Origin of the sequence: Kribbella sp. VKM Ac-2571 (assembly GCF_004362255.1) — a bacterium.
Classification (GTDB): Bacteria; Actinomycetota; Actinomycetes; order Propionibacteriales; family Kribbellaceae; genus Kribbella; species Kribbella pratensis.
The window spans coordinates 161,239-183,936 of record NZ_SNWS01000001.1 but is presented as its reverse complement, the minus strand read 5'-3'; the positions used below and the strand labels follow the sequence as shown (position 1 = coordinate 183,936).

Sequence of the window (22,698 nt, the reverse complement as noted above, 5' to 3'; positions counted from 1 at the left end):
TCTCAAAGTCGAGGGTCCGGCTCGCATTGATGAGGACTGACATGGCTACAGGACCTGTGCGGTATCTCGTGGTACCGACCTCGGATGCTGGTGGTGCTGCGCGGGCGGCGCGGTTCGGGGAGCGGACGCTCCTCTGGGTCCCGGCTGACCAACGCCTCGGCCGGGCCTCCCGAACCGCTCCCGGACTGCTGCTCGTCACCCAGGTGGGCCGCAGCTTCCAGGACGAGTACCCCGACGTTTCCCCCCTGCTCGATCACGGCCGGCACCTGGTGATCTCGGCCGCCGACAAGCCCCGTCGACGGTCCAACCACTGCTGGCGGATCGAGCCCCTGCGAGCCGGTACGACGGTCATCGACACCCCTCCCGTCGTACCGGCGCGCGCCGACCCGGCCGTCGCGCAGCTCGTCGCCGACGTGTCCACGACGTCGTACCAGAGCGACCTGACCTGGCTGGCGAGCCTGCCGACCAGGCATTCGCTGAGTACGACGTTCACGCAGGCGACGGACTTCGCCGCCGACCGGATGGTTGCCCTCGGCTACCAAATGTCCCGGACGCCGGTCGCCGTCGGCGCCGGCCGCTCGGCGAACCTGATCGGCGACCGGGCCGGTATCGGATCCGACCGTGGACTGGTGATCGTCACCGCCCACCTGGACTCGATCAACCTGGCGGGCGGCCCGGCCGCAGCGGCACCGGGAGCCGACGACAACGGCAGCGGCTCGGCCGGGGTGCTGGAGCTCGGTCGATTGTTGGCAATCCGACTGTGGAAACACGACATTCGCCTGATCCTGTTCGGCGGCGAGGAGGAGGGCCTGTTCGGCAGCAAGCAGTACGTCGCAACGCTGCCGCCGGCCGAGCGGTCCCGGGTCCGCGCCGTACTCAACATGGACATGATCGCGACCAAGAACTCCGCAACACCGACCGTTCTCCTCGAGGGCGCACAGGTATCGGAAGCTCAGATCAGTGCGCTGGCGTCTGCTGCCGCGACGTACACGGGGTTGAAGGTGGAGACCTCGCTCCATCCGTTCGCCAGCGACCATGTCCCGTTCATCGACGCCGGGATGCCCGCGGTGCTGACAATCGAGGGCGCGGACAGCGCGAACGGTCACATCCACTCCGCCAACGACACCCTGAACTTCATCGACTGGTCGTTCGCCACAGAGATCCTGCGGATGAACATCGCCGCCCTGGCCGGCTGGCTGGAGCCCGCGGCCGTCCGCCCACGCCCCGCCGGCTCGGTCGTCTCTTGGGGCCCGGGCCGGATCGACGTCTTCGCGGCCGGCACGGATTCCGCCTTGCTCCACAAGGCTTTCGACGGTTCTTGGCACGATTTCGAGGCGCTGGGCACGGTATGAAGGGTGTCGCAGGGTCCTCAGACACCCTTTAAGCTGTCAGGTATGTGGAGCCCGAATGCGCGTGACGTTGGCGGACTTCCGACGCGGTACGGCGTCCAGACCCGGCCGCGGGCCGTCGTCCGCAGCGATTCGCTCGACGCCGCGGACCTGGCCGCTTTCGAGGCGCTCGACGCGGGACTCGTTCTGGATCTGCGGTCCGACTGGGAGATCAAGCAACCACATCCGCTCGAGGGCACACCGGCGTACCAGCGGATCCCGTGGATCGACCCGGAGGCCGAGCGGCTGCGTGATGCGGAGGCGGAGCCGCGGCTGGTCGATGTCTACCGCAACAGCCTCACGCGCAACGCGGCCCACATCGGCCGGATCTTCGCCGCGATCGCGGACGCGCCGGCGGATCGGCCGGTCGTGGTGCACTGCAAGGCGGGCAAGGACCGCACCGGCCTGACCATCGCGGTGCTGCTCGACCTGGCCGGCGTACCGCGGGAACAGATCGCGGCCGACTACGCGATCAGCGAGGTGCACCTAGGGATCCAGGACGGACCGGAGTTCACCCGGACCCTTCCGGAGACGATCCTCGGTTCACTCGAGCACCTCGACGAGCTCGGCGGTGTACGTGCGTACCTGTCCTGGCTGGGGTTGAGCGCGGCCCAGATTCACCGGCTCGCCACGCGGCTCGTGCCGGTCGACGTGCAGGCGATCGTGTTCGACTTCGACGGCCTGCTGATGGACACCGAGACCACGATGGTCGAGAGCTGGCGGGCCGAGTGGGCGCACCACGGTCTCGAACTCGAGCTCGACGGCTTCTGGCCCGGCCACGGCGGTGACATCACCGAGGACCGGTACGCGATCCTCGCCGCCGCCGTCGGCACCGACTTCGACCGGACGGCGAGTCACGCCCGCCGCGTCGCGCACCGGGAGCGAATGCACGCCGAGCTCGACTTCCGGCCAGGGATCCGGGCCTGGATCGCGGCGGCGCGGGAGCTGGGCCTTCGGGTGGCGATCGCCAGCAGCTCGCCGCGCAAGTGGGTGGTCGGCCACCTGGAGCGGGTCGGCGCGGTCGATCTTTTCGACCACATCGTCACCGGCGACGAGGTCCAGACGCACAAACCCGATCCGGCGATCTACGAGCTGGCCCTGCAGCGTCTCGGCGTACCTGGCTCATCGGCGATCGCTGTCGAGGACACGCCCCATGGCGTGGCTGCGGCGCAGGCTGCCGACATGTACGCCGTCGCCGTACCCAATCCGTTCGTCACGGCCGACGCGGTGGCCGAGGCCGACCTGGTTCTGGGCAGCGCTGACGAGCTCTTGCTCACCGACTTGCTTCTTTCCGCCGCGCCGAAAGTCTCGACGTCTCGTAACTGAGTGACCTAATCTGCTGACCCTCTGTAGGTTTCCAACTGGAGGGTGGTCAGATGCGGAAACTCGTAACGACGGTCGCGGCTGTTGCGGCGGCTGCGGCAGGGCTGACGGTCGCGGCGCCGGCTCAGGCGTCGACCTCGGCCTGCGATCTGGTGACGGCGAAGTCGGTCGGGTACTCGGCGTCGATGCTGTACGTCGCAGTGGGCCTGGAGGGTTGCTCCAACAGCGTGACCGAGGTGCGCGTCGAGCTGCAGAAGGGCGCCAGCGCGAGCGGGCCGTTCACCACGGTCGCGGAGACGTACGCGTACTCCGGCGGCGGTGCCTGGTTCGATGAAGGCACCGGCTGCGGCTACTACGTCGGCGTGGCCCACTGGCAGGACCAGACCGAGACAACCCCAACCCCGGCGTACTACTGCAACTGACGTTCGAGGGGCCTGCGGCATCGCGCCGCAGGCCTCACACCACGGACAGCGGCAGGAGCTTCTTGCCGGTCGGGCCGATCTGGATCTCGGTGCCCATCTGCGGGCAGACGCCGCAGTCGAAGCACGGCGTCCAGCGGCAGTCCTCGACCTCGATCGCGCCGTCCTCCTCGAGCGAGTCCTGCCAGTCCTCCCACAGCCAGTCGCGGTCCAGCCCCGAGTCCAGGTGGTCCCACGGCAGTACTTCGGCGTACTCGCGCTCCCGCGTCGTGTACCAGGCGAGGTCGACCGGCTCGTCGGCGAGCGCCTTCTCGGTGCACTCGATCCAGCGGTCGTACGAGAAGTGTTCGCTCCAGCCGTCGAAGCGGCCGCCGTCGCGCCACACCGCCTCGATCACGCGGCCGACGCGCCGGTCGCCGCGGGACAACAGTCCCTCGATGATGCCGGGCTTGCCGTCGTGGTACCGGAAACCGATCGCCTTCGCGTAACCCTTCTCGGACCGGATGGCCGCGCCGAGCTTCGCCAGCCGCGCGTCCGTCTCCTCCGCGCCGAGCTGGGCGGCCCACTGGAACGGTGTGTGCGGCTTCGGCACGAACCCGCCGATCGACACCGTGCACCGGATGTCGCGCCGGCCGGACACCTCGCGGCCGGTCTCGATCACCCGCTTCGCGAGGGCGGCGATCGCCAGCACGTCCTCGTCGGTCTCGGTCGGCAGGCCGACCATGAAGTACAGCTTCACCTGCCGCCAGCCGTGGCTGTACGCCGCCGCGACCGTGCGGATCAGGTCCTCCTCGGTGACCATCTTGTTGATCACCTTGCGCATCCGGTCCGAACCGCCCTCCGGCGCGAAGGTCAGACCGCTGCGCCGGCCGTTGCGGGAGAACTCGTTGGCCAGCGTGATGTTGAACGCGTCGACCCTTGTCGAAGGCAACGACAGCGAGACGTTGCTGCCCTCGTACCGGTCCCCCAGGCCCTTCGCGACGTCGGCGATCTCGCTGTGGTCGGCGCTCGAGAGACTGAGCAGGCCGACCTCCTCGAACCCGGACTGCTTGAGCCCGTTCTCGACCATGTCGCCGATCGTGGTGATGCTGCGCTCGCGCACCGGCCGGGTGATCATGCCCGCCTGGCAGAAGCGGCAGCCCCGGGTGCAGCCGCGGAAGATCTCCACGGAGTACCGCTCGTGCACGGTCTCGGCGAGCGGGACCAGCGGCTTCTTCGGGTACGGCCACGCGTCGAGGTCCATGACCGTGTGCTTCGCCGTACGGAACGGAACGCCTTGGCGGTTGGGTACGACGCGCTGGATCCGGCCGTCCGGCAGGTAGTCGACGGTGAAGAACTTCGGGATGTACACACCGCCGGACTTCGCCAGCCTGAGGAGCACCTCGTCGCGGCCGCCCGGGCGGCCCTCGTCCTTCCACTCCCGGATCACCTCGGAGATCGCCAGCACGATCTCCTCGCCGTCACCGAGCACCGCGGCGTCGATGAAGTCCGCGATCGGCTCCGGGTTGAACGCGGCATGCCCGCCGGCCAGCACGATCGGGTCCTCGTCCGTGCGGTCGACCGCGTGCAGCGGGATCCCGGCGAGGTCGAGCGCGGTCAGCATGTTCGTGTACCCGAGCTCGGTCGAGAACGACAGCCCGAAGACGTCGAACGCGCGCACCGGCCGGTGGCTGTCCAGGGTGAACTGCGGGATGTCGTTGTCCCGCATCACCTTCTCCATGTCCGGCCAGACGGAGTACGTCCGCTCGGCCAGGATGTGGTCGCGCTCGTTCAGCACCTCGTACAGGATCTGCACGCCTTGGTTCGGCAGCCCGACCTCGTACGCGTCCGGGTACATCAGCGCCCACCGGACACTGACGGCGTCCCACTCCTTGCTGACCGAGTTCAGCTCACCACCGACGTACTGGATCGGCTTCTGCACACTCGGCAGCAACGCCTCCAGGCGCGGGAACAGCGATTCGACAGTCATAGCCACTTCCAGTCAGCGATCAGAGCGCCTACCAGCCTAACGCCGCGATGGCTGGATGCCGCATTCAGCCGAGGTGGGCGAGGAGGAGGGGGTTGATTGCTTCGGGGTGGGAGTAGGTGACCAGGTGGGCGGCGTTTTCGATGATTTCCAGGTGGGCGCCGGGGATCTGGGTCGCCAGGGGTACGACGGTTTCGGGTGGGACGGACGTGTCGGATTCGGTCGTGATCAGGAGGACCGGGGCGGTGATCGTGGACAGGCCGGGGAGGAGGTTGGTGGTGCTGAGGGCCTCGCAGCAGGCGGCGTAGCCCTCGGCGGGGCAGTCCAGCAGCATCCGCCGTACGGGCTCGGTGTCCTTGAACTCCGGGAGGAACCAGCGACCCAGGGTGGCGTCAGTGATCGCCTGCGTTCCTTCGGCTCGGACCTGGGCGGCTCGCTCGCTCCACATCTGCGCGTTCTCGGCCGGGTTGGACGGCGGGCAGAGCAGCGCGAAACGGTGGAAGCGGTCCGGGGCGTTCTGCGCGAGCCACAGGCCCACCGCGCCGCCGAGCGAGATCCCGACGTACGACGCCTGCTCGACTCCGAGCGTGTCGAGCAGCTCGACGACGTCGCCGCCCAGGTCGTCGATCGTGTACGGCCCGTCGGGCACCTCCGACCCGCCGTGACCCCGGTGATCGAACGCCACCACCCGGAACCGCTTCGCCAGTACGTCGACCTGCGGCGTCCACATTCTCTGATCGGCACCGAGCGACGACCCGAGCAGCACTACGGGCGCATCGGCCGGTCCTGTCTCCACGTAGTTCAGTCGCATGTTCCCACTTTACGGACGGACCGATTCCTTTCCGGGAGCTGCACGGTCTGTACGGGTATGACCAGCTTCAGTGTGTTCCTTCCGTCCGGATTCGGTGGCGAACTCTCCGGCCTCGAACCGGCCGACGCGTTCCGGCAGATCGTCGAGGTGGCCCAGGCCGCCGACCAACTCGGGTTCCACGCCGTATACGTCCCGGACCACCTACATCCGATTCCACCCTCGCAGGCGCCCGTGTTCGAGGCCTGGACGCTGCTCACCGCCGTCGCGGCTGCCACCGAGCGGGTCCGGATCGGGCCGCTCGTCACGTCCAACAGCTACCGCAATCCTGCCCTGCAGGCGAAGATCGCGTCGACGGTCGATGTCGTCAGCAACGGTCGGGTCATCTTCGGGATCGGCGCCGGCTGGTACGAGCCCGACTACCTCGGCTACGGGTACGAGTTCGGCACGGCCGGCGACCGGCTGCGGCGCCTCGACGAAGCGGTCCAGCTGGTACGCCGGTTCTGGGCCGAGGAGTCGGTCGACTTCGAGGGCAAGTACTACCGGGCGTCCGGAGGACTCAACCAGCCGAAGGGCATCCAGCAACCCCACATCCCGATCCTGGTCGCGGGCGCCGGCGAGCAGAAGACGCTCCGGACGGTCGCGCGCTGGGCCGACGCGTCGAACATCATCGACTCCCCCGCGATCCTCCGGCACAAGTACGACGTACTGCGCAAGCACTGTGCCGATGCCGGCCGGCCGTACGACGACATCTGGCGGACCGCGACCACGTCGTACATCCTGGGCGATTCCGACGCGGCTGCCCGCGAGCGGGTGCCAGCGGGCGCCGAGTTCGCGTTCCCCGGCGATCTCGCGTCGTACGGGCTGATCGGCACCGAATCGACGATCCGTGACCGCATCGCGGCGTACGAGGACGCCGGCGTCCAGGAACTCGTGGTGGGCTTCGAGAACAGCCTGAGCGTGGACGGCCTCCGGCAGTTCGCCGAGCTCTTCCTGTAGCCGGCGGTGTCCTGGCGACAGAGCGGGTCAGTGGTCCGGTAGTGGCATCACTGTTGTGCGGTGGTGGTGTTCGAAGACGATCGAGCTGCGGATGTCGGCGATCTCCTGGCGTTTCGCGAGGGCGAGGACCAGGTCGCGGAGTGCCTGGGTGTCCTTGACGGCGACGTGGGCGAGGAAGTCGGAGCCGCCGGAGACCATGAACATGTCGAGCGTCTGCGGCAGGTCCAGCACGTACTTCTGGAAGGCGGTCGCCACGGCCATCGCCTGCGGCCGGAGTTTGATCGAGATGATCGCCTGGGTGGACCGGTCGATCGCCTTCAGGTCGACGGCCGCGTGGTACCCGCTGATCACCCCGCGGTCGCGCAGCCCGCGGATCCGCTCCAGGCAGGTCGACGGGGCGATCTCGAGCTCGGCCGCCATGTCCCGGTTGGTCCGGCGGGCGTCGTTCTGCAGCATCCGCAGCAGCGCCGTATCAAGTTCGTCCATGCCGGCCAGTTTCGCAGATTCGCCGAACGATGTTCGGAGTGCGGCCAGATCGGCCGACCGTCGGGTTAGCGTGACCGCTGTGCTGACGAACAAGATGGTCGTGGTCATCGCGGCCGAAGCCCCCATCGGTGTCGCCCTCAACACCGCCGCCCTGCTCGGGGTCGGCGTCGGCAGGCACCACGACGACACGGTCGGACCCGACACCACCGACGCCGCCGGCGTCCCTCACACCGGCATGTGCGCGTACCCGATCCCGATCCTCCGCGCCCCCGCCGACACCCTCAGCACCCTCCGCGCCGAGGCCGCAGCGCGCCCCGAGGTCACGATCCACGACATGCACCAGGTCGCCCAGCAGGCCCGCACCTACGACCAGATGTCCACAACGCTCGCCGGCACCAAGCCCGAGGACATCCAGTACCTCGGCCTGGCCCTCTACGGCTGGCGCACCTCCATCGACTCCCTCACCGGAGCCCTCCCCCTCTACCGCTGACCCGACCGCGACAGCTCCACCACTGAGCGAGGGCTCCCCCTTTCTCCAGCTACTCGGGCAGGTGCGGGGTGATGAGGCCGAGCAGGATCGCGTGGCTCTTCTCATCGGCCGCAGCGATGACTCCCGGACCGGAGTGGAGCGGCCCCCCACGCAGATCGGAGACGACGCAGCCGGCGGCGCGGCAGAGCGCGAGGCCGGCGGTGAAATGAACGCTGTCACGCAGGTTGCCGTCGGTCACATACGCCGTACGTCGTCCCGCCGCCACCCACGCGACCGCCAAGGTCGTCGACAGCACCCGCTGACCGAAGGCGGCCCGGAAGGCCGGATCCGCGAGGAGCCGCGACCCGAGAAACCCGCCGTCCGTGATCGGATCCAGGTTGACGTCCACCAGCAGCGAGTCCGCGGACGGCGCCAGCGGCAGATCGGAACCGTCGCGACGCACACCTGCGGTCTCGCCGTCGGTCCAGAAGATCTCACCAGAGACAGGGTCCGCCACCGCGGCGACACTTGTCCTGCCGTCGACCTGCAACGCCACGTTGACAGAGAACAGTGGCGTACCGGCAGCAAAGTTGAGCGTCCCGCACAACGGATCGACCAACCAGCGCCGCGAGGCCTCAGCGTCCCCACTCGCGCCGTACTCCTCACCGAGAATCGCATCCCCCGGCCGCCCACCCTGGATCAACGCGAGAATTGCCCGCTCGGCCGCAAGATCGGCGTCTGTCGCGAAATCCGTCGCCGACTTGTCATGCCGCGCGACCACAGTGCCGTACTTGCCCCGCACCACAGCCGCCCCGGCCGCAGCCGCCGCGATCGCCAACTCGAGATCAGAACTCATGCCGTCATCCAACACGCCGCACACAGTGGAAAGCTTCTCCGGGTTGGCCATGACGCGGATTGCCGAGATCGCGGTGCCGTCGGAGTCCAGGGTCAGGAGGTGATAGTTGCCTCGGACAACGACCTTCAGCCCGGGTCCGGTGATCAGGTCGACCGGGGTGAACGTCGCGTCAGGACGCCCGTAGATATGGCTGAAGAAGGCGGCGACCTTCTCCCGGCCGGTGACTGGCTTGCGGGCCGCGCGGCGGCGGCCGTTGGCGTCGGTCCAGGAGATGACGTCGTCCCTGAGCATCGACTCCAGACGCGGCAGGTCACCGTCGCGCGCGGCAGCCACGAAGTCCAGGAGCAGACGGCGCTGTTCGGCGGCGGTCGGCTCGTAGCGTCGCCGGTCGTCGGCCAGGGCGTGCTGCGCCCGGCGGTGCAGTTGGCGGCAGTCGTCCGCCGTACGGTCGAGAATCTCCGCGATCTCGTCGTACGGGAGGGTGAACGCGGTCCGCAGCACGTAGACCGCGCGCTGCGGCGGAGTGAGGCGTTCCATCAGGTGCAGGAGTGCCATCGACACTTCTTCGAGGTCGAGCGCCTCCGCGGGGACCGGCTCGGGAAGCCATTCGCCGATGTAGCTCTCGCGGCGCGCCTGCCGGGTTCGCAATACGTCGACGGACAGCCGCGTCACCACCCGCGTGAGGTAGCGGCGCGGCTCGGCCACGTCGGAGCGGTCGGCGGCGGACCAACGGACGTACGCCTCCTGCAGCACGTCCTCGGTGTCGTGCCAACTGCCCAGCATCCGGTACGCGAGCCCGGCGAGCATGCCGCGCGCCGACTCGTATTCGTCCAGGATCAACCGGCCAGTTCCGGCTGCTTCCGGGTCGCGACGTTCAGACGGGTCCACAGGTTGATGGTGCCAATCGCGAGCAGCACGTCGGCAGTCCCCTCCTCGCCGAACTGCTCCAGCGCCGCCTCCCACACGTCATCCGGTACGCCGGTGCGCTCCAGCACCGTGACCGCGTCGGTCAACGCCAGCGCCGCGCGCTCCCGGTCGTCGTAGAACGACGAGTCGTGCCAGGCCGCGAGACCGAACAGGCGCTGGCTGCTCTCGCCGTCCTTCAACGCGTCCGTCGTGTGCATGTTCAGGCAGAACGCGCACCCGTTGAGCATCGACGCCCTGATCTTGATCAGGTGCAGCAACGTGTGGTCGAGCACGCCCTGCACGTACTTCTCCACGCCGAACACGGCCCGGAAGCCGGCCGGCGAGACCTTGCTGAAGTTCATCCGCTCGTCCATGCCAACACGACGGCGGCTCGGCCCGTCCACGTGACGACTACGCGTGTGACACCGGTCACGCGGGCCGCAGGATGTGCCGGGCCTTCGTGACAGCCGCCTCGGTGGCGGGGTCGAGTTCGGTGCCTTGGCCGGCGAGGACGCCTACCGAGATGATCACGTCGTCGACGCCCGTGACGACGGCAGCGTACTCGAGGCCGCGCTTCGGGCCGCTGGTGCCGGTGAGGCGGAACGCGAAGGGCTTCGAGCCGTACTGCGGGGCGGTGATCTTCTCGACCTTCATCGACGTACTGGCGGCGCCGTCGGTCTTCAAGGTCAGCTTGGTGCAGGAGTCGACGGCCTCGGCGTACTCGTCGCGGAGGTCGGTGACGTCGTCCGCGGTGCCCATCGCGTCGAGGCCGTAGTCGATGTACGGGCCTTCCTGACCGCCGGTGAACGTGCGGGTCACGCTGGCCTTCGAGCCGGGCGCCTTGGTGGCGTTCAGGTACTTCACCAGCGTCTTGCACCGGCTGCTCGACGAGGAGAACGGCTTGGAGCCCTCGTCAGCCTCCTCCTTGTCCTCCGTGAAGCCGCTCGGCAGATCGGCGAGCTCGAGCAACGCCTTGGTGAGCTCGGCGGTCGTCCGCGTGACAGGCGCGGCCGGTGTCGACGCAGTGGGGGTAGGGGTCGAGCTCGGCGCCGGAGTGCTGGGCGGCGGACCGACGACCTGCTTGTCGTCCCCTCCCCCACAGGCGGCGAGGGACAGCATGAGGACGGCTGTGAGCGGAAACGAAACTGACCTGATCATGGGCCTTCCGAGGCTCTGGGCGGGGGCCGAGCAGGGAGCAGCGTACCTGACGGGTCAGTCGAGCGGTCAGTAGCGGTGCGAGCGGAGGTGGATGTTCTGCAGCAGGCCGACCGCCAGCAAGCACGCGAACATCGAGGAACCGCCGTACGACACGAACGGCAGCGGCAGACCCGTGACGGGCATGATGCCGAGCGTCATCCCGATGTTCTCGAACGCCTGGAACGCGAACCAGCACACGATCCCGGTCGCCACCAGCCGGCCGAACGCGTCCCGCGCGGTGACTGCGATCCGCAGCCCGCGGAACAGGATGATGGCGAACAGCACGATGATCGCGCCGGCCCCGATCAGCCCGAGCTCCTCGCCCGCGACCGTGAACACGAAGTCGGTGTGCTGCTCGGGAACGAACGCGTTCTGCGTCTGGCCGCCGTGGAACAGACCCTGCCCGAACACCCCGCCGTTGCCGATCGCGATCCGTGCCTGGTTCACGTTGTACCCGATGCCCTGCGGGTCCGACGACGGGTTCGCGAACGCGGTGAAGCGGGCGATCTGGTAGTCCTTCAGCACCTGCAACTTGATCGCGATCGCGGCCACCAGTACGCCGGAGCTGAGCAGCCCCAGCATCCAGCGTTTCGGTACGCCGGACACCGCGATGATCCCGAACACGATCGACCCGAGCACCATCACGGTGCCGAGGTCCGGCTGCAGCATCACCAGGATCACCGGTACGGCGGCGACCCCGACCGCCTGCGCGACGTCGAGGGTCCGCGCGTCCTCGTTGCGATCGGTCTCGCTCTTCTCCGCGATCAGCAACGCCATACCGACGATCACCGCGAGCTTGGCGAACTCGCTCGGCTGGATCGACATGAACGGCAACTGGATCCATGACCGCGAACCGTTGATCGTCGAGCCGACTCCGGGCACCAGGACCAGGATCAGGCCGACGACCGAGCCAGCGTACAGCAGCGGCGCGAGGATCCGGACCCGGCGGTGGTCGGTGATCGCGGCGCCGATCGCCAGCACCAGGCCGATCGCGAAGTTCAGCGCGTGCCGCAGCAGGAACGCGTCCGGTTTGCCCTCGGTCAGCGAAGTACGGTTGTGGGTCGCGGACCAGATCAGCAGGGCGCCGATGAACGACAGTGCGACGACGCCGAACACCAGGATCCAGTCGACGTGCCACACCGTCGACCGGCGGTCCATCCGCGGCCGGGTCCGGATCGGGGTCAGTAACGCCATCTCACCGCACCGGCTTTCCTTGACCGGGCGGCGGCGCGGGCTTGATGTTGTACAGGGTCTCGTAGATCTTGCGGACCGCGTCACCGCCGGCGCCCGAACCGGTACCGGCCTGGCTGATCATCATCACCACGGCGTACCGATCGGTGTACGACGCGAGCCACGACGTGGTCTGCTTCCCGTACACCTCGGCCGTCCCGGTCTTGGCGCGGACCGGGATCTTGTCGAGCGGGAAGCCCTGGAACTTCCAGGCCGCAGTACCCGAGACGGTGGTCTGCTTCAGCGCGGTGTCGATGTACTTGAGGGTGTTCCGCGGGACCGGGAGCTTGGACTTCACGACCGGCTTGATCTCGTGCGGCTTGCCGTTCGCGCCGACCCAGGACTGCACGACCCGCGGCTCGTACAGCGTGCCGCCGTTCGACAGGGCCGAGTAGACGGTCGCGAGCTGCAGCGGCGTGATCGTGGTGTCGCCCTGGCCGATCGCGAAGTTCACCGCGTCACCGGCGCGGTATTTGTACCCGTCGACGCAGAACTCGCGGGCGAACTGCTTCAGGAACGCCGACGTCCCGGCGGGCGGGTTGGCCGCGATCTTGCAGTAGTAGTCCTTCTGCGAGTCGTAGTACGTCTTCTTCCACTTGCGGTCCGCGATCCGGCCGCTGACCTCGCCGGGCAGGTCGATCCCGGTCGGCTTGCCGAGCCCGAACTTCTGCGCCATCTCGACCAGCGGGTCGCGGGTGGCGGTGTCGCTGGAGTTGCCGCCCTCCTTGAGCCAGAGCGCGTACGCGATCCGGTAGAAGAACGTGTCGCAGGACAGCGCCAGCGCCTGGTCGAAGCCGATCATCCCGTACGACGCGGACTCGTAGTTCTTGAACCGGCGGTTGCCGACCTCGAAGTACGGCGAGCAATCGAGCCGCGTCTTCGGGCTGTACCCGGCGCCCATCGCGGCGGCCGTGGTGATCGGCTTGAACGTCGACCCCGGCGCCAACTGTCCCTGCAGCGCGCGGGACACCAACGGCGTGCCGGACTTGGCCGAGTACAGCGCGTCCAGCTCGCGCTGGCTGATGCCGCCGACCCAGACTCCCGGGTCGTACGTCGGATAGCTGGCCATCGCCACGACCCGGCCGGACTTGGTGTCCATCACGACCGCGGCGCCGGAGTCGGCGACGTACTTCTTCTTGGTGATCTTGTCGTACTGCTTCCGCGCCGTCATGATCGCGTTCTTCAACTGCGCCTCGACCGACGCCTGGATGCGCGCGTCGATCGTCGTCACCAGCGTGGCGCCCGGGACCGGAGCGGTCTGCTTCTTGATACCGGTCGTGTACCCGACCGCGTCGACGATCACGTCCTTCTCGCCCGGCGTACCGCGCAGGAGCTTGTCGTACGACCGCTCGACGCCCGCCCGGCCGACCAGGTCCGAGCGGTGCGGGACCGAGTCCTGCCCGGCCTTGTCCATGTCCTCGAGCTCTTCGGTGGTGATCGGCGACAGGTACCCGAGGATGTGTGCCGCGTTCACCTTGTACGGCGAGGGGTACGCGCGCAGTGTCTGCGAGTCGGCGGCGATCCCCGGGAAGTCCTCGCGGCGCTCCATCACCTCGATCGCGACCTGCTCGCTGACGTCCTTCGCGACCGGGATCGGCTGGTACGGCGTGCCGTTCCAGCAGGCGGGTGGTTTGGACGCGCCCGGCTCACCGCACAGCATCGTGCGCGCCTTGAGGTCCTTCGGCTTCTGCCCGAGCACCTTCGCGAGACGGGCCAGGACGACGTTCTGCTGGCTCTCCGGGAGCTTGGCGAGCACCGAGCGGTCGACCGTGATCACCACCGACACCCGGTTGCCGACGAGGGTCCGGCCCTGCGAGTCGACGATCGTGCCGCGCGGGGCCGGGACGAGCACCTGCCGGATGTGCTGCGCGGTCGCCGCCTGGCTGTAGTCCGCGCCCGACATCACCTGCATGTACCAGAGGCGGCCGAACAGCGTGCACAGCAACGAGAAGACCAGCACCCCGATCACGAACAACCGCAACCGGGCCTTGAGCGGGGCCTCGAATCCGTCCCAGCTCATGACGACGATCCCGCCGGGACGAGGTGGTGACGGGAGTGGAAGGTGATGAGGGAAAGGAGGGAGAGGTGAGTGCTCATGGCGATACTCGTCTACGTTCACGTGCCGGTTTGACGCGGCCCATGAGCCACATGACCAGCGGAATCACGACGATCGCGCCGACGACGTCGTACCCGGCGGCGATGCCGAGGCGGACGCCGAACTCGCCCCAGTCGACCGACGGGTCGTGCAGCAGCGATCCGGTCGCGCTGTAGAGGAAGAACGAGACCGCCGTCCCGAGCACGACCGTCAGCGCGACGCCGAGCGGTCCGACCGGGCTGCCGGAGGTCTCGCGGCGGATCAGCCCGGCGATGTAGCCGGCGATGGCCAGCGACAACGCCCAGCGTCCGGCGGTGTGGTCGGCGGGCGGTACGACGTCCAACAGCAAGCCGCCGGCGAAACCGGTGATCGCACCCCACTCCGGCCCGCGGGACAGCGCCAGCGCGATCACCACGATCAGCGTCAGGTCGCACGTCACGCCGGCGACCGCGATGTTCGTCAGCACGGACGTCTGCACGGTGACGGCGATCATCAGGAACAGGGCAGCCAACCCGATCCGTAGTGCGATCACGTCAGTTCCCCCTCCCTTGATTGGCGCTGCCGGTGATCTGAGGGCGCGGCGGCCGGGCAGGTGGCCCGGTCACCACGCCGACGGTGTCGATCCGGGTCGGATCGACGTACGGCTTGACGGTCGCGGTGGACCCGAGAGACCCCTCGTTCGCCGTCACCGAGGTGACGACGCCGATCGGGACGCCCGGCACGTACGGCGCGTTGCCGCTGGAGCCCCAGGTGACGATCCGGTCGCCGACCTTCGGCCGCGCCTTCGGGTCGATCAGCTTGTAGTCGAGGGTGCCGCCCACCTCGCCGCGTCCGGAGACGAAACCGAGCGCCATCGACGCGTTCAGCCGGCCGCCCACGGTCGAGTTGCGGTCGCCGATCAGCAGCACGGTCGCGGTCCCCTGGGTGGTGCGCACCACCCGGCCGACCAGACCGGTCCCGTTCAGCACGGTCATGTCGGTGTGCACGCCGTCCGCCGTCCCGGCGTCGATCGTGACCGTGTGGCTGAACGTCTGCGCACTGCCGATCCCGATCACCCGGGCCGGCGTCATCGTGTACGCCGGCGCAACCTTGAGCAGCTTGTCCAGCTCCTGCGCCCGGTTGCGGGCGTAGTCGGAGGTGGTCAGCTCCCGGGTCAGGGCCTCGTTGTCCTTCTTCAGTTTTTCGTTCTCGGCTTTCAACCTATCCATTTCCGCGAATCTGTCGCGGAGGTTGTCCACAGGCTGCCGGGCCGAGGTCGCGGTGGACTCCAGCGGGCCGAAAACGCCGGCCGCGGCCTCCCGCAGCGGCTCGACCGGCGATCCGGCCGACCGGCGGGCATCGAGCACGATCAGCGTGAAACAGGCCAGGATCACGAGCACCAGCACGGTACGGCGGCGGCGCACGTCACGCGGCGTACCGGCCGAACGCAGCGGGGTCTCCCCCGCCGACCGGAACGCGCTCCTGGTCGTCGGGGTACCGAGGTCTTTGAGCATCGCCTGCTACCTCAGCGCCGGTTGTCGGTGACCAGGATGCGGTTGAGGGTCTCGATGTTGTCGACGCACTTGCCGGCGCCCAGGACGACCGCGTCCAGCGGGTTCTCGGCGACGTGGATCGGGATGCCGGTCTCGTGCCGCAGCCGCTCGTCCATGCCCTTCAGCAGCGCGCCGCCGCCGGTCAGCACGATGCCCCGGTCGACGATGTCGCCGGCGAGCTCCGGCGGGGTCTTGTCCAGGGTGGCCTTGACCGCGTCGACGATCGCGGTGATCGGCTCCTCGATCGCCTGCCGCATGTCCGCCGAGGAGACCTTCACCGTGCGGGGCAGGCCGGAGATCATGTCCCGGCCGCGGATCTCGCTGTCCGGGCCGTCGGTGGTCGGGAACGCCGACCCGATCGTCATCTTGATCTGCTCCGAGGTGGCCTCGCCGAGCAGCAGCGAGAACTCCTTCTTGCAGTAGTTCACGATCGCCTTGTCGATGGCGTCGCCGGCCACCCGGATCGACTGGCTGGTGACGATGCCGCCGAACGAGATGACCGCGACCTCCGTCGTACCGCCGCCGATGTCGACGACCATGTTGCCGGTGGCGTCACGGACCTCGAGGTTCGAGCCGAGCGCGGCGGCCATCGGCTCCTCGATGATGTACACCTTGCGGGCGCCGGCCATGTACCCGGCGTCGCGGACCGCGCGCTGCTCGACCGCGGTGATCCCGGACGGGACGCACACCACGATCCGCGGCTTCGCGAAGTACCGGCGGCGGTGCACGCGCTGGATGAAGTACCGCAGCATCTGCTCGGCGGCGTCGAAGTCGGCGATCACACCGTCCTTGAGCGGCCGGATCGCGGTGATGTTGCCCGGCGTACGGCCGATCATCTTCTTCGCCTCGTGCCCGAACGCGACCGCCTCGCGCGGCTCGTCCGTCCGGGTCGCCACCACGGACGGCTCGTTCAGCACCACGCCGCGGCCACGCACGTACACCAGCGTGTTCGCCGTCCCGAGATCGACCGCCATGTCGCGGCCCAGCATGCTGTTCGCCACCGCGTCACCTCCCAATCGACCCCGACCCAGGCTAAGCGCCGCCCGCACACAGCCCGTGGACCGACACGACCGGCCCGCCCTGGCACGTATCGTATCGGCTCAGCCACTTGCAGTCCGCAACGGCCTGCAACTAGGGCGATTCGGCAGCCTTCTCCAACTGTCGGACGCCATCGCGCGACGATTCGGCTCGCGTCGCCGCCTTTGGCCCCCTGGGGTGGCCGGGTTGCCCCCTCAAATGCAGGGCGGCGCCCTCGACCGACTTACCACAGGCACCCAGGTTCCTCGAATCGTGGATTTCGGCGGACAAACGCAGCCTCGATCCACGACTCGACGTTCCGGTGGCCAGCCAAACGCCACGACTCGACGCGATCCGCTGACAACCGGCGGGGTTATCCCTTCGCGTGCGGGGTTCTCCCCTCGCCTATCAGTAGAGAACCCCCAACGCGAGGGGATAACCCGTCGTCTGCTCGACGCGGGCGGGGTGACCAGGCGGTACGACGGTGGGCGGGGCCGCGGCGGAGACTGGGGACCGGCGGTGGGGCGTGGGGACAGGCGCTGGTGACTGGAGACAAGCAATATCAGGTGCCGACCCACCATTACCTGTCGCACGACCCGGATCGGGCCGATCACCCCCAACAAATCGAGCAGGAGAGCCGAAGTTCCGAGGGGCAACCCACCAAATCAGCGGGCAACCCGGCGGGCTCAGGAGTCAGAGGTGCCACCGTCGAAAGCAGCCATCACAGCCTGAACCGCGGACTGGGGCGGATTACCCGCCGAATCCGGTGGGCAGATTCAGCGGATTGTCGCAATAGTCCAGGCAAGTTAGCCGCGTAGAACCTCGTCGAGACGGTTCTGGACCGGACCGTAGATGCCCTCGGGAATGCGCCCAACGACCTCGCTCCGGACGCACCACGCGACGGCATCCAGTTCGCGAGGGCTTGCGACCACCGCCGTACCGCCAATGACGCTGCACTCGACGTAATGCACGTGACGCCCGGTCACCGGGTGCACTCGCTCGCCCAGCAGGCTGAGGTACAGCACGCGCAGCCCGGTCTCCTCGAGCGTTTCGCGTACGGCGGCAGTTGCCGGAGACTCGCCTGGCTCGATCTTTCCTGCGGGAAACTGCCAGGACAGGGCGCCCTCAGCCACACGTCGCCGTACCAGCAGTACCCGCCCGCTCTCGATCACAACGGCCGCCGCGACAGGTTGTTCAGCCATCGGAGCCGTCTCAGGGGAGGTCGGGGAACCAGATTTTGATTTCTCGGGTGGCGGACTCTTCGGAGTCGGAGCCGTGGACGAGGTTTTCGCGGTTGGAGAGCGAGAGGTCGCCGCGGATGGTGCCGGGGGCGGCCTTGCGGCCGTCGGTGGCGCCGTTCAGGGCGCGCACCACCTCGATCGCCTCGTCGCCCTCGAGGACCAGCGCGACCATCGGGCCGCTGGTGACGAAGTCCCGCAGCGGCGGGTAGAAGGCCTTGTCGACGTGCTCGGCGTAGTGCTGGTCGGCCAGTTCGCCGTCGATCGTGCGCAGGTCCATGGCGACGATCCGGAGCCCTTTGGCCTCGAACCGGCCCAGCACCTCACCGACGAGACCACGGCGGACCGTGTCGGGCTTGAGCAGGACCAGGGTGCGCTGCGACATCTGTCAACTCTCTCTCGAAGTAGCCGGGGCGGATGAGCCTAACCGGTCTGTGCCTGGTGCGCCTTCTTGGCTTCCTCGATGCGGCGGCCGAGCACGATGGCGGCGACCCAGAAGGCCGCGAAGGCGACCCCGAGCACGAACATCACGGAGACGACGAAGCCGAGTCCGACCGCGCCGACCTGGACCGCCGAACCGAGGACGTACCCGGCCGGGAACCGGAGCAGCCCGGCCGAGACGATCGCGAGCGCTGCCAGGCCGAGACAGACCGGGACCGCGATCGCGGGGCGGATGTCCGCCACCGAGATCATCACCGGCGTGACCAGGGCGAGCACGACCGACTCGAACGCGAGCACGATCGACGCGAGCGACCTCACTGCTCGCCCTTGCCCTTGCGGACCAGCAGCGCCCGCGCCTCGCCGGCGGTGATGACCGAGCCGGTGACCAGTACGCCGCCACTGCCGAGCGCGACCGCGTTCTCCTCGGCGAGCCGGATCGCGTCGTCGATCGCGTCGATCAGGTGCGGGCGGACCAGGACCCGCTCCTCGCCGAACACCTCGGCGGCCAGTTGCCCCAGCTCCTCGGCCGGCATCGACCGCTCGACGAAGCTGTTCCGGGTGCAGACGACCGTTTCCATGATCGGCTCGTACGCCTCGAGCAGGCCGTACACGTCCTTGTCCTTCATACAGCCCAGTACGCCGATCAGCGGCTGGAACTGGAACGCCTCCGAGACCGTGGCCGCGGTCGCCTCGGCGCCGTGCGGGTTGTGCGCGGCGTCGACGACGATCGTCGGGCTGTGCCGGACGACCTCCATCCGGCCCGGGCTGGTGACCTGCTCGAAGCCGGCCTGCAGCAGTTCGGTGGTGACCCGGCCCTCGGTCTCCGGGCTGGCGCCGAGCAGTGCCTCGACCGCGGCGATCGCGGTGGCCGCGTTGTGTGCCTGGTACTCGCCGTGCAGCGGGATGAACACGTCCTCGTACTCACCGCCGAGGCCCTTGATCGAGACGACCTGGCCGCCGACCGCGAGCGCGCGGCTGACGACGCCGAACTCGATCCCCTCGCGGGCGACCTGCGCGCCCACCTCGGCGGCCTTGCGGAGCAGGACCTCGAAGACTTCCAGGCTCTGCTGGGCCATCACCGTCGTACCACCGGGCTTGATGATGCCGGACTTCTCGCCCGCGATCGTGACCGGATCCGCACCCAGCAGGTGCGCGTGGTCGACCGCGATCGGGGTGATCACCGACACCGTGCCGTCGGCGACGTTGGTGGCGTCCCAGCTTCCGCCGAGGCCGACCTCGATCACCGCGACGTCGACCGGCGCGTCCGCGAACACGGCGTACGCCATGCCGGTCATCACCTCGAAGAAGGTCAGCGGGTGCTCCTGCTCGGCGTCGACGACGTCGAGGTACGGCGCGATCTCCTCGTACGCCTCGACGAAGCGCTGCTCGCTGATCGGTTCGCCGTCCAGCGTGATCCGCTCCCGGACCGACTCCAGGTGCGGGCTGGTGAACCGGCCGGTACGCAGCCCGGCCTCGCGCAGCAGGGTGTCGATCATCCGGGCCGTGGACGTCTTGCCGTTGGTCCCCGTCAGGTGCACCACCGGGTAGGCCTTCTGGGGGTCGCCGAGCAGCTCGACCAGCCGCCGCACGCGCTCCAGGGTGGGCTCGATCTTGTGCTCCGGCCAGCGCTGCTGGAGCCGTGCCGATACCTCGGCGAAGGAAAGGTCGCTCATCAGGAAGCCAAGTCTAGAGAGGGCTGTGGATAAAGCGGTCGGAGCACCCCTTGACAACCACTAACATTGTGCGCATGAGCCAGACGTCCCGTGTTCCAGACAAGCCCAGCCTCGACGGTCTCGAGGAGAAGTGGGCTGCCGTATGGAAGGAGCAGCAGACCTACGCCTTCGACCGCACCGCCGAGCGTGCCGATGTGTACTCCATCGACACGCCGCCGCCGACGGTCTCGGGCTCGCTGCACGTCGGGCACATCTTCAGCTACACGCACACCGACCTGGTCGCGCGGTACCAGCGCATGCGCGGCAAGAAGGTCTTCTACCCGATCGGCTGGGACGACAACGGCCTGCCCACCGAGCGCCGGGTCCAGAACTACTACGGCGTCAAGTGCGACCCCTCGCTGCCGTACGACCCGGACTTCACCCCGCCGGCCAAGCCGGACCCGAAGAAGCAGATCCCGATCTCCCGGCAGAACTTCGTCGAGCTGTGCGGTGAGCTCACGCACATCGACGAGCAGGCGTTCGAGGCGATGTGGCGTCAGGTCGGCCTGAGCGTCGACTGGTCCTACCTCTACACCACCATCTCCGAGGACTCCCGGCGTACGTCGCAGCGCGCGTTCCTGCGCAACTTCGCGCGCGGCGAGGCCTACCTGGCCGAGGCGCCGACGGTCTGGGACGTCACGTTCCAGACCGCGGTCGCGCAGGCCGAGATGGAGGCCCGGCCGTATCCGGGCGCCTACCACCGGATCTCCTTCCACGGCGCCGACGGCCCGATCTACATCGAGACCACCCGCCCAGAGCTGATCCCGGCCTGCGTCGCGCTGATCGCGCACCCGGACGACGACCGCTACAAGCACCTGTTCGGTACGACGGTGAAGTCGCCGCTGTTCGGCGTCGAGGTCCCGGTCCTGGCGCACGAGGCCGCCGAGATGGACAAGGGCGCCGGCATCGCGATGTGCTGCACCTTCGGCGACCAGACCGACATCCAGTGGTGGCGCGAGCTGCAACTCCCGGTCCGCACGGTCATCGGCCGCGACGGCCGGCTGCTGCGCGACACCCCGGCGTGGCTCGAGGGTTCGGAGCTGTACGGCGAACTCGCCGGGAAGACCGTCTTCAGCGCGCGCGAGCTGATGGTCACCAAGCTGCGCGAGTCCGGCGACCTGGACGGCGAGCCGAAGAAGACCGAGCGGATGGCGAACTTCTACGAGAACGGCGACAAGCCGCTCGAGATCGTCTCCACGCGGCAGTGGTACATCACCAACGGCGGCCGCGACGCCGGGCTCAAGCAGGAGTTCCTCGAGCGCGGCAACGAGCTCGCCTGGGTCCCGGAGCACATGCGGCACCGCTACCTGAACTGGGTCGAGGGCCTGAACGGCGACTGGCTGATCTCCCGCCAGCGGTACTTCGGCGTCCCGTTCCCGGTCTGGTACCCGCTGAACCACGACGGCGAGCCGGACTACGAGCACCCGCTGATGCCGTCCGAGGCCGAGCTGCCGATCGACCCGACCTCGCAGGCGCCGCGCGGGTACGACGAGTCGCAGCGCGGCAAGCCGGGCGGGTTCGAGGCCGACCCCGACGTGATGGACACCTGGGCGACGTCGTCGCTGACGCCGCACATCGTTTGCGGGTGGGAGCGGGACGACGACTTGTTCCGCCGTACCTTCCCGATGGACCTGAACACGCACGCGCACGAGATCATCCGCACCTGGCTGTTCTCGCGCGTCGTCCGGGCGCACTTCGAGAACGGCTCGCTGCCGTGGGCGCGGTCGATGATCTCCGGGTTCGTCGTCGACCCGGACCGCAAGAAGATGTCGAAGTCCAAGGGCAACGCGATCATCCCGTCGGAGATCCTGGAGAAGTTCGGCTCGGACGCGGTGCGCTGGCGGGCCGCGATGGCACGGCCGGGGCTGGACTCGCCGTTCGACGAGTCGCAGATGAAGGTCGGGCGCCGGCTCGCGATCAAGGTCCTGAACGCGTCGAAGTTCGTTCTCGGGTTCGGGGCGACCACGGTCGACCCGTCCGCGGTCACCGAGCCGGTCGACCTCGCGATGCTGCAGCGGCTGCGGGCGGTCGTCACCGACGCCACGGCGGCCTTCGAGCGGTACGACTACACCGGCGCGCTCGAGATCAGCGAGAGGTTCTTCTGGACGTTCTGCGACGACTACGTCGAGCTGGTCAAGGAGCGCGCGTACGGCGGTCAGGGTGACGCCGGCGCTGCCTCGGCGAAGGCGGCGCTCGCGGTTGCGTTGTCGGTGCAGCTCCGGCTGCTGGCGCCGTACCTGCCGTTCGCGACCGAAGAGGTCTGGTCGTGGTGGCAGGAGGGTTCGATCCACACCTCGCAATGGCCGACGCCGGACGGCGACCTGCCGGTCGCGGCGCAGGAGCCTGAGGTGCTGGACGCGGTCGCCGAGGTGCTTGCGGGCATCCGCGGCGCGAAGTCCGAGGAGAAGGTCTCGATGAAGACCGAGGTCTCCAAGGTCGAGGTCACCGGGCCGGCCGCGCGACTCGCGCTCGCCGAGCGCGCCGAGCCCGATCTGCGCGCCGCCGGGCGGATCACCGGCGAGATCGTCTGGCACGCCGACGACTCCGACGACGTGAAGGTCGTGGCGACGCTCTGATGGCAGAGATCTGATGTCACGCACAAGTGCCCGTCTTCCG

The 22,698-nt window shown here is 68.6% G+C and carries 21 protein-coding genes; 6 read left to right on the top strand and 15 right to left on the bottom strand.

The window, feature by feature from the left end; all coding sequences use genetic code 11:
- The first annotated feature begins 41 nt into the window (after positions 1-41).
- From EV651_RS00965 to EV651_RS00955, 3 genes are read left to right on the top strand one after another with little or no spacing between them, the layout of a single operon-like run.
- Positions 42-1,352: a M28 family metallopeptidase gene (locus EV651_RS00965; RefSeq protein ID WP_166658456.1), complete on the top strand. Its 1,311-nt coding sequence runs from the start codon at positions 42-44 to the stop codon at positions 1,350-1,352.
- A 42-nt stretch (positions 1,353-1,394) separates the two neighbouring features.
- Positions 1,395-2,714, top strand: a complete 1,320-nt coding sequence (locus EV651_RS00960; protein ID WP_133780945.1) for an HAD-IA family hydrolase — start codon at positions 1,395-1,397, stop codon at positions 2,712-2,714.
- A 50-nt stretch (positions 2,715-2,764) separates the two neighbouring features.
- Positions 2,765-3,133 (top strand): hypothetical protein, encoded by a 369-nt coding sequence (locus EV651_RS00955; RefSeq protein WP_133780943.1) that lies wholly within the window; start codon positions 2,765-2,767, stop codon positions 3,131-3,133.
- 34 nt (positions 3,134-3,167) lie between these two features.
- Here EV651_RS00955 and EV651_RS00950 read toward each other — a convergent pair whose 3' ends face one another.
- Together EV651_RS00950 and pcaD are read right to left on the bottom strand one after the other, a co-directional pair.
- Positions 3,168-5,099: a TIGR03960 family B12-binding radical SAM protein gene (locus EV651_RS00950; protein ID WP_133780941.1), complete on the bottom strand. Its 1,932-nt coding sequence runs from the start codon at positions 5,097-5,099 to the stop codon at positions 3,168-3,170.
- A gap of 64 nt (positions 5,100-5,163) precedes the next feature.
- Entirely contained in the window at positions 5,164-5,907 is a 744-nt protein-coding gene (gene pcaD, locus EV651_RS00945; protein WP_133780939.1) for a 3-oxoadipate enol-lactonase, read from the bottom strand.
- A gap of 57 nt (positions 5,908-5,964) precedes the next feature.
- Here pcaD and EV651_RS00940 point away from each other — a divergent pair, with 57 nt between their 5' ends.
- Entirely contained in the window at positions 5,965-6,903 is a 939-nt protein-coding gene (locus tag EV651_RS00940) for a TIGR03560 family F420-dependent LLM class oxidoreductase (protein WP_133780937.1), read from the top strand.
- A 27-nt stretch (positions 6,904-6,930) separates the two neighbouring features.
- Here EV651_RS00940 and EV651_RS00935 read toward each other — a convergent pair whose 3' ends face one another.
- Complete coding sequence (locus EV651_RS00935) at positions 6,931-7,389, bottom strand: Lrp/AsnC family transcriptional regulator (RefSeq protein ID WP_133780935.1); 459 nt, start codon at positions 7,387-7,389, stop codon at positions 6,931-6,933.
- A 79-nt stretch (positions 7,390-7,468) separates the two neighbouring features.
- On the opposite strand from EV651_RS00935, the gene EV651_RS00930 reads away from it, so the two are divergent.
- A complete protein-coding gene (locus EV651_RS00930; protein ID WP_166658455.1) occupies positions 7,469-7,879 on the top strand; it encodes a DUF2000 domain-containing protein in 411 nt (136 codons plus the stop codon).
- Positions 7,880-7,928: 49 nt separating this feature from the next.
- Here the strand turns inward: EV651_RS00930 and EV651_RS41755 are convergent, their stop codons facing one another.
- The 12 genes from EV651_RS41755 to EV651_RS00865 all read right to left on the bottom strand — a co-directional run bounded on the left by EV651_RS41755 (position 7,929) and on the right by EV651_RS00865 (position 20,043).
- Entirely contained in the window at positions 7,929-9,602 is a 1,674-nt protein-coding gene (locus EV651_RS41755) for an inositol monophosphatase family protein (RefSeq protein ID WP_202870107.1), read from the bottom strand.
- Entirely contained in the window at positions 9,551-9,994 is a 444-nt protein-coding gene (locus EV651_RS00915) for a carboxymuconolactone decarboxylase family protein (protein WP_202870106.1), read from the bottom strand. Before EV651_RS00915 ends, EV651_RS41755 begins: the two co-directional genes overlap by 52 nt.
- Positions 9,995-10,049: 55 nt before the next feature.
- Positions 10,050-10,778, bottom strand: coding sequence for a hypothetical protein (locus EV651_RS00910; RefSeq protein ID WP_133780931.1), 729 nt, complete (start codon positions 10,776-10,778; stop codon positions 10,050-10,052).
- A 66-nt stretch (positions 10,779-10,844) separates the two neighbouring features.
- Positions 10,845-12,011 (bottom strand): rod shape-determining protein RodA, encoded by a 1,167-nt coding sequence (rodA, locus tag EV651_RS00905; protein WP_133780929.1) that lies wholly within the window; start codon positions 12,009-12,011, stop codon positions 10,845-10,847.
- 1 nt (position 12,012) lies between these two features.
- The gene (gene mrdA / locus EV651_RS00900) at positions 12,013-14,067 is read right to left on the bottom strand and encodes a penicillin-binding protein 2 (protein WP_133780927.1); all 2,055 of its coding nucleotides are present in this window, start codon (positions 14,065-14,067) and stop codon (positions 12,013-12,015) included.
- 73 nt (positions 14,068-14,140) lie between these two features.
- Positions 14,141-14,674 (bottom strand): rod shape-determining protein MreD, encoded by a 534-nt coding sequence (mreD, locus tag EV651_RS00895; protein WP_133780925.1) that lies wholly within the window; start codon positions 14,672-14,674, stop codon positions 14,141-14,143.
- 1 nt (position 14,675) lies between these two features.
- Complete coding sequence (gene mreC, locus EV651_RS00890; protein WP_133780923.1) at positions 14,676-15,635, bottom strand: rod shape-determining protein MreC; 960 nt, start codon at positions 15,633-15,635, stop codon at positions 14,676-14,678.
- A gap of 11 nt (positions 15,636-15,646) precedes the next feature.
- Positions 15,647-16,663: a rod shape-determining protein gene (locus EV651_RS00885; RefSeq protein WP_130383542.1), complete on the bottom strand. Its 1,017-nt coding sequence runs from the start codon at positions 16,661-16,663 to the stop codon at positions 15,647-15,649.
- Positions 16,664-17,497: 834 nt separating this feature from the next.
- On the bottom strand, positions 17,498-17,893 hold the full coding sequence (locus EV651_RS00880; protein WP_133780921.1) for an NUDIX hydrolase: 396 nt from the start codon (positions 17,891-17,893) through the stop codon (positions 17,498-17,500).
- 10 nt (positions 17,894-17,903) lie between these two features.
- A complete protein-coding gene (ndk, locus tag EV651_RS00875; protein WP_131343263.1) occupies positions 17,904-18,314 on the bottom strand; it encodes a nucleoside-diphosphate kinase in 411 nt (136 codons plus the stop codon).
- A gap of 38 nt (positions 18,315-18,352) precedes the next feature.
- Positions 18,353-18,688 (bottom strand): DUF4233 domain-containing protein, encoded by a 336-nt coding sequence (locus tag EV651_RS00870; RefSeq protein WP_133780919.1) that lies wholly within the window; start codon positions 18,686-18,688, stop codon positions 18,353-18,355.
- Positions 18,685-20,043 carry a folylpolyglutamate synthase/dihydrofolate synthase family protein gene (locus EV651_RS00865; protein ID WP_133780916.1) on the bottom strand — a complete coding sequence of 453 codons (1,359 nt, stop codon included), beginning with the start codon at positions 20,041-20,043 and terminating at the stop codon, positions 18,685-18,687. The genes EV651_RS00870 and EV651_RS00865 overlap by 4 nt, the downstream gene beginning before the upstream one ends.
- 74 nt (positions 20,044-20,117) lie before the next feature.
- On the opposite strand from EV651_RS00865, the gene valS reads away from it, so the two are divergent.
- Positions 20,118-22,658: a valine--tRNA ligase gene (valS, locus tag EV651_RS00860; RefSeq protein WP_133780914.1), complete on the top strand. Its 2,541-nt coding sequence runs from the start codon at positions 20,118-20,120 to the stop codon at positions 22,656-22,658.
- The last annotated feature ends 40 nt before the right edge of the window (positions 22,659-22,698 follow it).